General features: G+C 36.8%; 10 protein-coding genes. 2 read left to right on the top strand and 8 right to left on the bottom strand.

The window, feature by feature from the left end; translation table 11 throughout:
- Nucleotides 1-21: 21 nt before the first annotated feature.
- Nucleotides 22-1,701 carry a 2-oxoacid:acceptor oxidoreductase subunit alpha gene (locus N3I35_17045; protein ID MCX8131788.1) on the bottom strand — a complete coding sequence of 560 codons (1,680 nt, stop codon included), beginning with the start codon at nucleotides 1,699-1,701 and terminating at the stop codon, nucleotides 22-24.
- A 196-nt stretch (nucleotides 1,702-1,897) separates the two neighbouring features.
- On the opposite strand from N3I35_17045, the gene N3I35_17040 reads away from it, so the two are divergent.
- Nucleotides 1,898-2,218: a YmaF family protein gene (locus N3I35_17040; protein MCX8131787.1), complete on the top strand. Its 321-nt coding sequence runs from the start codon at nucleotides 1,898-1,900 to the stop codon at nucleotides 2,216-2,218.
- A gap of 11 nt (nucleotides 2,219-2,229) precedes the next feature.
- On the opposite strand, the gene N3I35_17035 is transcribed toward N3I35_17040, so the two are convergent.
- A complete protein-coding gene (locus tag N3I35_17035) occupies nucleotides 2,230-3,438 on the bottom strand; it encodes a transglutaminase-like domain-containing protein (protein ID MCX8131786.1) in 1,209 nt (402 codons plus the stop codon).
- 339 nt (nucleotides 3,439-3,777) lie between these two features.
- Between N3I35_17035 and N3I35_17030 the strand changes: the two genes are divergently transcribed.
- Nucleotides 3,778-5,871: a glutamine synthetase III gene (locus tag N3I35_17030; protein MCX8131785.1), complete on the top strand. Its 2,094-nt coding sequence runs from the start codon at nucleotides 3,778-3,780 to the stop codon at nucleotides 5,869-5,871.
- A 114-nt stretch (nucleotides 5,872-5,985) separates the two neighbouring features.
- Here N3I35_17030 and N3I35_17025 read toward each other — a convergent pair whose 3' ends face one another.
- The 6 genes from N3I35_17025 to N3I35_17000 form a co-directional block, all read right to left on the bottom strand.
- Nucleotides 5,986-7,974 carry an aminotransferase class V-fold PLP-dependent enzyme gene (locus N3I35_17025; GenBank protein MCX8131784.1) on the bottom strand — a complete coding sequence of 663 codons (1,989 nt, stop codon included), beginning with the start codon at nucleotides 7,972-7,974 and terminating at the stop codon, nucleotides 5,986-5,988.
- 8 nt (nucleotides 7,975-7,982) lie between these two features.
- The gene (locus N3I35_17020; GenBank protein MCX8131783.1) at nucleotides 7,983-8,633 is read right to left on the bottom strand and encodes a hypothetical protein; all 651 of its coding nucleotides are present in this window, start codon (nucleotides 8,631-8,633) and stop codon (nucleotides 7,983-7,985) included.
- Between the two features lies 1 nt (nucleotide 8,634).
- On the bottom strand, nucleotides 8,635-9,432 hold the full coding sequence (locus tag N3I35_17015) for a class I SAM-dependent methyltransferase family protein (GenBank protein ID MCX8131782.1): 798 nt from the start codon (nucleotides 9,430-9,432) through the stop codon (nucleotides 8,635-8,637).
- A 54-nt stretch (nucleotides 9,433-9,486) separates the two neighbouring features.
- A complete protein-coding gene (locus tag N3I35_17010; protein ID MCX8131781.1) occupies nucleotides 9,487-10,392 on the bottom strand; it encodes a phosphatidate cytidylyltransferase in 906 nt (301 codons plus the stop codon).
- 104 nt (nucleotides 10,393-10,496) lie between these two features.
- Nucleotides 10,497-11,213, bottom strand: coding sequence for a 1-acyl-sn-glycerol-3-phosphate acyltransferase (locus N3I35_17005; protein MCX8131780.1), 717 nt, complete (start codon nucleotides 11,211-11,213; stop codon nucleotides 10,497-10,499).
- A 587-nt stretch (nucleotides 11,214-11,800) separates the two neighbouring features.
- Entirely contained in the window at nucleotides 11,801-12,337 is a 537-nt protein-coding gene (locus N3I35_17000; protein ID MCX8131779.1) for a 2-oxoacid:acceptor oxidoreductase family protein, read from the bottom strand.
- Nucleotides 12,338-12,354: the final 17 nt, after the last annotated feature.

Here is a 12,354-nt window from a genome sequence, read left to right as displayed (position 1 = left end):
AACCCCATTCCTTTTTCTCATTTATTTCTTTTCTTGTAAATACATCATTATGTCCTGTGATGATATCTGCCTTCCGTCGTATTTCAGGAAACTGCTGCTGCACCTGATTCCCGTAATCTCAGCAATGACAGATGCAAGCTGTCCGGTAGCATTTTGTTCTATATTGATAATCTTGTCAGCTTTTGTAGCTTTATCTTTCAATAATACTGTAGGAAGAGGCCATATATCACCAAACACAAGCGCACCAAACTTATTACCTTCTTCAAGATTCAGCAGTTTTACAGCCTCCGATACCGGGCCATGCAACGATCCCCATGCAAGCAACAGTACATCACATTTTTCATTGCCTATAAAGTCCGGTTCCTGTAATTCCCCTATCAAATAATCCATCTTTCTCATTCTCTTATCACACATAGATGTTCTTATTTCTGCTGACTCGGTAATGCGTCCGTATTCATCATGCTCGTCACTATCTGCCAATACAGTTTTCCCTGGTACTTTTCCCGGAATGATTCTTGGAGATATTCCGTTTTCGGTTATCTCATATCTTTTGTATTCCTTTTCACCTATGTAATCATTGCTGCATAAATACCTGTTGTTTTCTATCCTGTCAAGTTGAAAAGGTTTCACTGTTGTTGTATGGTCCGCAAGAAACTGGTCGCCTAAAATTATTACCGGTATTTGATACTTATCGGCAATGTTAAAAGCCCTTACTGTCTGATAAAATGCATCTTCAAGGTTTTTCAACGCTATTACCATACGAGGGAATTCGCCCTGTGAAGCCGATATGACAAACTTGAGATCACTCTGTTCTGTTCTGGTCGGAAGACCGGTAACAGGCCCAGGCCTTTGAATCTCTGCTATTACCAGCGGTATTTCCATCATTCCTGACAGTCCCAATGCTTCGACCATTAGAGAAAAACCTCCGCCGGAGGTTCCTGTCATAGCTCTGACACCCGCATACGAAGCACCTATAGCCATCATTACGGCAGCTATTTCATCCTCCGCCTGCTCTACTACAATTTCTGCCTTATACATCTTCGAAGCCAGATAATCCATAATGCTTGTCGACGGTGTCATGGGATATGCCGAATAAAATTTACATCCCGCTGCTATAGCACCAAGTCCTATAGCCTGATTTCCATTGAGAAGAATATTATTTTGTTCTTCCTGCCTTTCAATACTGAAACTTTCTTTAACAAGCTTATGTCCTTCGATTAAAGCTGAGTTGTTCTGCGCTATAATGTCTTCACTGTCAAATATACCCTGGATTACTTCTTTACTCTTCTCTATTTCTATCCCGAAGGATTTTAGCACAGCCCCCAAAGCCACTGTTCCTAATATCCTGCTGTTTCCTATTGTCCTGGCAACTGTTTTTAATGGAAGTCTTATTTGTCTTCTATCAAGTGAAGGAATTTCCTCATCACATATAATAAGACCCGCGCTTTTAAGTCTGCCGGCATGGATAGTTAAAGTTTCTTCATTTAGTGCAACTATGCAATCCAATTCATTCCAATGTGACCTTAGTACCTCATTTCCAAATCTCACCTGTATAAAGTTATGTCCGCCACGTACTCTGGACATATAATCCCTTGTAGTAAAAATATGAAAGCCCTGTCGTTTAATAATTTTTTCAAGTAAGGAGGCAAGAGTATCCATGCCCTGCCCTGCTGCACCGCCAATAAGAATATTGTAATACATACCTTCACCCCGTTAAGTCAATCAAATAAACTCACATCTTATTTACCACTTTGAATTTATTAGAAACAAACAATTTTATTCCATTTTATCAAGAAAATAATCTAATAAAAAAATTGCATCTGCGCAAATTAAATATAAACCTGGCAATATACAAGCTTTAATGGCTGTCTATTGCCATCTTATCCGGGAGGCAATCATGTATCCGCATATTCACAAATATAAGCTTGAGTGCGAAAATTCAGACAATCATACTCATAGAATGGTGGGTTGTACAGAGAATCTTATAGGGTTTTCATCATTCCACTTTCATTATTATTATGGCATTACATCTTATAATAACCATACGCATTACTATACAGGAATCACCGGCTTGCCCATAAAAACAGAAAACGGTCATATACACAGAATCGAAGGTTTGCTGGAAGTGAATAACATGCATGATCATAAATACACCAGTAGTACATCGGAAGATGTCGAATACTTTTCAGATAAAAGAAGAAACGAAGCATATGTATAACAAGGGGATTACTACCAATCCCCTTGTATATCAGCATCTTTATGATCTACATTAAAATCCTTTTTATCGAAATATTTTCCACTGACACCAAAAGTACAATCTACATCAATCCATCTTTTTTCCGAACTGGAATAAACCTGGTTCCATGCATGATCTCCCCACATCACTCCGCTGTACCCCAGTCCTGTTACCAATCTCACCTTCAGACCCACTGCACGGCACATAGCCACATATAAACTTGAGTAATCAAAACATATACCTTTCCGTGTTTCATATGCATTGATTGCCCCCGACTGAACCCCTCTGGGATCTTTGCTTACTGCTTCAGCTTTTTCATAATCGTATTTAATGTTTTTACTTATCCATCTATATATTAAGTATCCTTTTTTATAGCTGTCCTTTTCATCTCCAACTATTTTTTTTGCCATGCTATCTATTTCATTATTGGATTTGATTGCTTCATCAAGTGTTACTCCGTTAAAATACTCAATTACCTTAATATTTCTCTTTTCAAGCTCCTTGGCAAACTTTTTTGCTGCATCGGATTTTGTACTGTCAGGCACCGGTATAACCTTGTCAAACGTCTTTCTGAACGAATCATTAACTATTACAGGAATTTGCTTTGCAAGATTTGAATTAAGCACAGGATATAATGCGTTTTTATATAGGAATTGATATGCCTGCGACTCATTCATCCAATCAGTGATCTTAGGTGTATAGAAGTAATAGGTATAGAAATTTAGCAGCAATCCGAATATAAGGACTCCAAAAAAAGCCTTTGGTATTTTTGATATCGCACTTATTATCCTTCTTGTCATGTCACTTGTTGACTCCAGAAGGCTATACGTCCTGTCAGCCAGCGGTACTAAAAAAATCCTATATAGTGGCAGGCTTATCAACCTTAGAATTACCATAATCAAGAGCAATACTAAAGGAACAAGCACAATATAAGTCATAACATCCTGACCTGCAAAAGTGCTTTTTATACTCTCAGGAATCATTCTGTATAACTTTGCATAAAAGCCTGCAGAATGCTCTATAAAAATTTTCCTTACAAGAAAAATAGACAATAACACACCCAGAAGAAACTCTAGATTGTCAAACAATGAAAACACCAAACGATGAATCCTGTCTCTCGAGAAATATTCAAATGCACCTGAAAGTACTGGTATAATCAGTATCAGCACTATAATAACGGTAACAAAATTAATGTTGTTCAAGTTTTCCGCCTTTCTATAAAGCAAGGTATCTATACCTTCTATTTTACTATTTCCCAATGTTAAAGTACAGGTTTTAAAATTTGGCAGGAAAAAAATATGAAATTTTAAAATTTTAAACTTGCATTTTTTTTAAAAACACGTTACTATAATATATATAAAAACCGTTATGTGTTTTCATAATAATTCTTTTAGTTAACAGAATAATAAACTTTTTAAACAATGGCGTTTTAAAAACAATAAATTTAAACGAACAAGGGCGTTTCAAATTTTTTTTGATGCGCCTTTTTTATTTTTGTTTTTATTTAAAATAATATGTTTATTACAGAAAGGGGTAAAAAAATGAGTACATTAAGTGAAATTTTCGGTTCAAGTGTTTTTAACGATTCAGTTATGAGGGAACGTCTTCCTAAGGCAACATATAAAGCTTTGAAAAAGACAATCGATGAAGGTCTGGCACTCGATCCGGCAGTTGCAGAAGTAGTTGCCAATGCTATGAAAGACTGGGCAATAGAAAAAGGAGCTACACATTTTACACACTGGTTCCAACCAATGACAGGTATTACAGCTGAAAAACATGATTCTTTCATCAACCCAACTTCCGATGGAAAAGTAATTCTTGAGTTTTCCGGCAAAGAATTGATTAAAGGTGAACCTGATGCGTCATCCTTCCCCTCAGGTGGTCTTAGAGCCACTTTCGAAGCAAGAGGTTACACAGCCTGGGATTGCACTTCACCTGCATTCATAAAAGATGATACACTCTGTATACCTACAGCTTTCTGTTCATATACAGGAGAAGCTCTTGATAAGAAAACTCCTCTTTTAAGATCAATGGAAGCTATAAACAAATCAGCTCTTCGTGTATTGAAACTTTTTGGAAATACTACTGCTACAAGAGTTGTTACAACTGTTGGACCTGAGCAGGAATACTTTCTTATAGATAAGGAAAAGTACGATCAGCGTAAGGATATTATATATACAGGAAGAACCCTTTTCGGTGCTAAACCTCCAAAAGGCCAGGAGCTTGAAGATCACTACTTCGGTACACTGAAAGAAAGAATTTCTGCATTCATGAAAGAGTTGGATACAGAACTCTGGAAACTAGGAATATCCGCAAAAACAAAACATAACGAGGTTGCTCCTGCACAGCATGAACTGGCTCCAATATTCACTACAACAAATATTGCTACAGATCACAACCAGCTTACTATGGAATTAATGCAGAAAATTGCAATAAGACACAATCTTGTCTGCTTACTGCATGAAAAGCCATTTGCTGGCGTTAATGGATCAGGAAAACATAATAACTGGTCATTGGGTACAAATGATGGTCAGAATCTTCTTGATCCGGGTCATACACCACATGATAATGCTCAGTTCCTGGTATTCCTCTGTGCAACAATCAAAGCTGTTGATGAATATGCTGACCTCTTAAGGGTAGCTGCTGCCAGCCCCGGAAATGACCACAGACTTGGAGCTAATGAAGCACCACCTGCTATTATTTCCATCTTCCTTGGTGATCAGCTTACCGACATACTTGACCAGATAGAAAACGGTGGAGCGACAAGCAGTAAACAGGGTGGTTTCCTGAAGATTGGTGTAAGTACTTTGCCTGCACTTCCAAAAGACACAACCGACAGAAACAGAACATCACCATTTGCATTTACAGGAAACAAATTCGAGTTCAGAATGGTTGGCTCTTCGCAGTCAATTGCTGCAGCCAACTTCACTCTTAATACAATAGTAGCCGAAATACTTGACCAGATATCAAACAGACTGGAGAAGGCAAGTAACTTTGATGCTGAAATACAATCTATACTTCAGGACATCGTTAAGAATCATAAGAAAGTAATATTCAATGGTAACGGTTATTCTGATGAGTGGGTTGCAGAGGCAGAAAAGAGAGGCTTACCAAATATAAGCACTACTGTGGAATCCATAAAAGCTTTAATAGCTGAAAAGAACCTTGCTGTTATGGAAAAGCATGGTGTACTCAGTAGAGTAGAAATGCAATCACGCTATGAAATCTCACTAGAGCACTATATAAAGACAATCAATATAGAGGCTTTATCAATGATAGAGATCGCAAAACGCCAGATATTGCCTGCAGTTATAAACTTTACTACTAAACTTGCGGATTCTGTAAATTCTATCAAATCTACAGGTTTAGCTGTAGATATAAGCGCTCAAGCTGAGCTTCTTACAGAAGTATCCTCTTTGGCTTCTTCATTAAAGAAAGAAGTTGCAGCTCTTGAATCTTCTGTTGAAAAAGCACAGGGCATGCATGGAGAAACATATGAACAGGCTCATTTCTACAGATTTGATGTATTTGAGAAGATGGGCAGCTTAAGAGTAGTCGCCGATAAGCTTGAAACATTAGTAGATGCTGACATATGGCCATTACCTACTTATGGCGATATGATATTCAACGTATAATACGGTTCTGGTAATATAAAAGCTGTTGCAAAACTGATCAAGTCAATTCTGCAACAGCTTTTTCCAATATAAATATGAATAGACTATTTTAAATTAGGCTGAATACCTTGATTTTCATGGTTCATACTTCGCAGTAACCATCTTTTGCATATACCCCGGAAATAGAGCATTAAATGCATGTCGTATTCTAGTGATCCGGGATGCATATACCGGTTGTCCTTCTATAGACGCATTAATCAAATCCTTTGCTACTACAGACGGGTACGCCATATCTTCTGTATTTTTAATCCTATTATATCTTAGCGCATTTCTCGCTAATTTTTGTTGAGTAGCGGAACTCATATGCGGCGGTATTCCTATTGTGCATGTAACTGATAACCCTTTCAACTCTCTGGCCAGGCTCTCCGCCCACGACCATAATGCCCCCTTTGAAGCAGCATAAGTTGAGAACAACGGAGTAGAATTACGGGCACCTGCAGTGACAATAAATAAAAGATGTCCGCTGTTGCGTTTGATCATCCCGGGCATAATGCTCTTACAAAGTTGAACAGGTGTAAAATAGTTTACATCAAAAATTTGCTTTTCATCCAGATTACTTTGTTCTATGACTTTTATTGCAGATGATGCAGCGGCAGTATATGCAAAGAAATCTAAAGAGGCACCTGCAAGGGTTTTGGATAAATAATCCACCTCGTTCTGGTCTGACAAGTTTACTTTAAGTTTTGAAACCTGGATATGATAGGTTTTTTTTAGCCTTAAAGCCAGGTCATCCAATGCTTTTTCATCCCTAGCCGTTAGATACAGATCATAACCCCTCGATGCCAGGTCTTCTGCAACTGCTTCTCCCAACCCACCAGAAGCACCGACTACTGCCGCTGTCTTTGTTTTTGGGAGAGAAGCTGTTTCATGCACTTGCTCTATTTTGCTACTTGTTCTCGTTTTTGTAAGATATTTTGAAAAAATATCAATTGTCTCCAGAATATGCTCTTCCCTTGTATGAAAGTGTGGTGCAATCCGAAAGTAATTATTCCGTCTTGTAACAGCAATATTTCTTTTTTCCAAGGCATTATCAATTTCTTCCGATAAAGCCTTCGAATCTAGCTCAAAAGAAACTATCCCCGACGGATTTCTTTGATAATCCGTGTTAAGAATTTTTACAGGCCAGCCTTCAGCCGCTTTATGAATCATATTCACACGTTTCTTTACTTCAGCTTCTATGTTTTTAATGTCAAAAGAATTATACAGTTCGATGTTTCTTCCAAGCGCGGCTATTACATTTACATCTGGAAAACCCGCTTCAAACCTTGATGCACCTTCAAGCCATTTCATATGCTCTGCATGAAAGAAGCCTGCCTTATCGACACTGGTCCAGCCCAGCATAGGCATCTTAACTTCTTCCATCAGATTTTTCCTTATAAAGATAAATCCGCTACCCATAGGACTATGAAGCCACTTTTGCCCCCCACATGCAAGAAATGAAATATCACACAAGTCACTCAGATCAATATCTAAAGCCCCAACAGCCTGAATAGCATCCACACACAAATATATGCCGTTTTCACGACAAAATTTTCCTATAGCTTTTAGATTATGACGATAGCCTGTATAGTAGGAAACCGCACTGAGGCTTATTACTCTCACTCTCGATATGTCGTACTGTGACAATGTTTCCAATAAATCTTCTCCTGTAGTGTATGAAAATGCGACAGCCTGTATTGAAATCTCATTACGGTAGCACATGCAATCCCAAATAAATCGGTTGGATGGAAAATCATCTTTATCATATAGAATCACATCCCCATTTTTAAAGGGAATCATATTGGCAATTAGCGATAAACCGGCTGAAGTACTCTGAACAAAAGCTATTTCATCTGCACTGGCCTTTAAAAGATTTGCAGTCTGTCTTCTTGCCTGTTCAATCATACCCAACCAATCAACAAGATGCTCATCCATCGGGTCCATTGCCTGGCGGGCTATCTTCCGCATTATTATGGAAGCTTCCTTCGTAATGGGATTTGTCGCTGCATGATTTAAAAATTTTGTATTTTTCTTTAGTTTAAACTGGCGATCAAAATGATTCATTTCCGGACTAAAATCTTTCATGCCGTACCTCACATATTTTTCTTTGCACTATTAGAAATATTCTTATCATTTTTTGAAACAGATAAGTTCCGATAAAATCTGATAGTTATGGTAATAATACCGCCGCCAATACACCACCAGATAAACCATCTTAAAACGGGCAAGCTATACCCTAATAGATAAGCAATAAAACCAAATACCGAGAGAAACATAAGAACCGTAATTCTATCTGTCTGTCCTACCGGGCCGACACTTTGAATTGGTTTTTTGCCTGTAAGTCCAACAAGTCCTGCAAAACTCGTAATCCAAGCCATTGCCAACACCCAGAATCCCAAGCCACTAGAATCATTTTGCTTTAAAACTATAGCCACAATGAGAATTACATCACATAATTCCGGAGTGATTCTATTCACAATTTCTCCCTCAGGGGAACATTTGTTATAGGTAACAGCCACTAAGCCGTCAAGTGTACCGAGAATCATCCTGACAAAAATCAGTATCGCCCCAAGCATCAGCAAACCAGGGTACTCATCTGCATAATAGTAGCATAAACCGGTAAATACACCCACAGGCAGCATGCTCACAGAGATAGTATTTGGAGAAATATTTTTTGTATAACGCAAGATACCCGATATGAACTTTCTGAACGGGTATTTTGCATTATATAAGCCTATATCCATATTAGCACCTCGCTAAAACCGTATTATAGTATTCATACTTATCCGATTTTTCACTAATCAGATTAACCCCGGCTTTTTCAAGCATTTTGCCCATTTCAGATTTACTTCTCATTTTCATTTTCAAGGGATCCCCGGTAAAACTGCTAAATGCGTATTGTGCCAAATCCAGACAAGGATGATCCATCTGATAAGATAGAACAAAATTGGCACCCGGCGCTGCAGCATTTTTAATTATTTTCATAGAATGTATAACAGTATCATCCTCAACAAGCCAGTCATAAAACCCTGATGAAATCACAATATCGGCATCACTTAATTGTTTGGATGCGAATGCTTCATTAAGCATATCCCCTTGTTGAAATTTTATGTTTTTAATTTTCAATGCAGCCGCTTTATCATTTCCTGCTTTTACCCAGCGTGGTTCAATATCGTAACAATATACCGAAATATCCGTATCATTAAGTTCTTTTAATACTGAAAACAGATATGATGCATATCCACATGCTATATCAACAATTTTTATTTTTCTCTTTTCCTTTTTTGCCATTTTTATAGCTTCTTTAATCAGTATTTCAATATTCCTTTTTCTTACCCTTACTGCTTCCCACCCAACATGATTCAGATAATTTTTATCAATTTTGCGCCCTATGAATGTTTTGCCCCTAGGTTCATTCTCATAGATATAATCCAGAACCTTTCCGGCTGTTAATCCCTCTTTTAGGGTCATGTTAACACCTGTACTTAGTCTCCCTATAGTATGGTAGAAAATCTTACTGCCTACTAAAACTATCTTATTCATATCTTCCTCCTATTTATTTATTAACTTTATTTTTATAAACTTGTTATGAATTCTTTAATGCAAGTTAACTATGTAAAAGTAAAAAACCGGAGCTATAAACAAAAGAGAATCTAACCGGTCCAATATACCCCCATGCCCAGGAATCAAGTTGCCGAAATCCTTGAGTTTTAGGCTTCTTTTAAACATCGACATTACTAAATCGCCCGTAATGCCTCCCAATGAAAGAATAATGCATAATATCAGAAAATAGCCGATAGGATATCCAGGAACGAGATAATGACGAAGGACAAGTCCTATTAGCACAGTTGCACAAATACCCACAATAAAACCTTCCACTGTCTTATTCGGAGATACCTTTGGAATAAGCCGGTGTTTTCCGAATATGGTTCCAAAAATATACCCGAAAGCATCATTGTTTATTAAGAGCAGGAAATAAATAAACAGGAATTCCTTACCGCTCCTTTCATTATATAGAAGCGGAAGAAAAATAAAAAATACCCCGCAAAATGTAAAGAGCAGCAATGACAATAGCAGTCTGTCCAGTCCTTTTTCCGGTTCCTGCCGCAGCAGGTAGTAAAATATTATCAGTACATACGATAGAAAATATAAGCATAAAAGGAGTTCACTTTTGTTTAAGAATACAGTTATGTAAAGTATGCATAAACAAAAAGAAATTATCAGTTTAGATAATTTATCATCTCTGAGTACCGTATGACGAGCAAACTCCATAATTCCAAGAATTGATACGACAAAGCAAAGAATGATAAACGCATTTCTTCCGGCAATCAGCGGTCCAAACAATATCGGAAGCATAATGAACCATGATAAATAAGTTGCCCAAATAGGCCTTCCACCCTTTCCTTTCTTTATTGCGGATAAAATTATAGTAGGAAATAAGTGTACAAACATGCAAATTAACAGAATGATTACGGCATAAAGCCTGAATTGGTTTATCAACATACCTTTTCACCCGAATCCTAATAAATTATTTAGTTTATAAAAGTTGCAAAACGTTATTATGTATAACTATCATTCATTACTGTTTAGCTTTACACTTTAACCAACTAGCTTTTAAGTGTATTTAGTTCTCTTATATCTGTATATTCAAGACTAGTTAGCATCTCAGCTACACATTTTCCAAGCTCTGCTTCACTTTTCCGTCTCACATTTTCATAATCAAAGCGACACTCATTACCAACAATAATCCTACAAGGATATGGCCTCGGAATTTTTTTATCTCTAGGTAACACATTATAAAAACCTTCCAGGTTAATAGGGATAATTGGAACATTTTTCTTCGCTGCAATTTTAATAATTCCACCATGGGTATTGTTGATTTCCCCTGTAAAAGAACGGGTCCCTTCAGGAAAAACTCCGACATACTTCTCTTCCAGATATCTTTTGTATTCTTTGTGTGAGTAGATTTTTGTACCTGTATCCGAAATCCTTACACCCCTTGATCCAATCACCGTATATTTCCAAATACGATGGTGGAATAGCTTGTTTTTAGCAAGAAAGATCATTTTTATTTGATGGCAATAAAGAAAATAACCCCGCAGCACTAACCAATCCATATAGCTTACATGATTGCTTATAAGGACAAATCCTTTTTCCATGTTTCTTCGTATGATTTCTTCATTTACAATTTTACCGTGACAGAATATCTTGAAATAAAAAAATGCTGTTAAGCATGTAATTTTCGCAATGACAGAACATATATAAAGATAAACCCTGCTATATTCACCACAAGTGTCATTTTCTTCTAAACTATCTTTTCTCATAAGAATTATCACTCCTTCATGTGAACTCAGGCCTAAACATAATATCCATATGTGAGTATGGTGTAATTTCAAAAACAGAACGTTTTATGATTTCTGTAAAAATTGATAATATTACCTCTTAGATAATGAATATACTTATCGCAAAACATCGACCAACAAATATCTGATATTTGTTTTATTAACATATTTTACATATATTCCCTTGGTTAGTATACTAAATTTGTCTAAGTTTGTCAACTATTCTTGCTATTATTTCCCATTTTTTGATTTTTGCTGGGAAATAGTTTGATATTATACATTTCAGCGTCGTATAATACCTTCTTTTTATTTTTTTCTGTATAAGCTAAAGATTTACTCCAAAATAAATAAAAGCGAACCCCAAAAGAGTCCGCAGATATTGCCATATATTACAATAGTTACTATATAAAGTTTTGTTCTACAATATACAACTATTTACTAAAAATATATTGAAAATTTTTTTGGCATCTTTAAATATAAAAGGATGATTCATATTGAATCATCCTTACTAATGAAAACTTCGCTGAATTTATGCTGCAACCTAAATAAGGCCTATTTCCTATGTTCCATCAGAAATTCATACCTAAATCCAATGCTTTCATTTCTTCCGGTATTAAATCATGGTATTTTTTGGGAAGAACTTTCTTAAGTGCTTCCTCAAAATTTTCTTTTTTTATGATACCGGTCTTTGCTATAAGTTTTCCCAAAAGGATTATATTCGCATATGTCAGATTTCCCATATCTGATGCCATCATCGTAGCAGGGATTTCAAACACATCTATATCCGTCCTTTTAACTTTTCTGTCTACAAGGGAGCTATCGGTAATTATTACTCCTCCACTGTCTACCATACTTTCAAACTTGTCCAATGAAGGTCCGTTCATTACAACCAAGGTAGTTGCACTGTTCAATATAGGTGAACCTACTGGCTCATCCGAAATTACTACATGGCAATTTGCAGTTCCACCCCTCATTTCGGGGCCATATGAAGGAAGCCATGATACATGTTTTCCTTCCAGCATACCTGCATAAGCAAGTAACCTTCCAGCTGAAAGTATACCTTGACCACCAAAACCGGCGATTATAATATCTTGTGTATTACTCATTTCAAAATACCCCCAAA

This window comes from Clostridia bacterium (assembly GCA_026414765.1).
GTDB lineage: Bacteria > Bacillota > Clostridia > Acetivibrionales > DSM-27016 > SKW86.
This window is presented reverse-complemented; position numbering and strand designations above follow the sequence as displayed.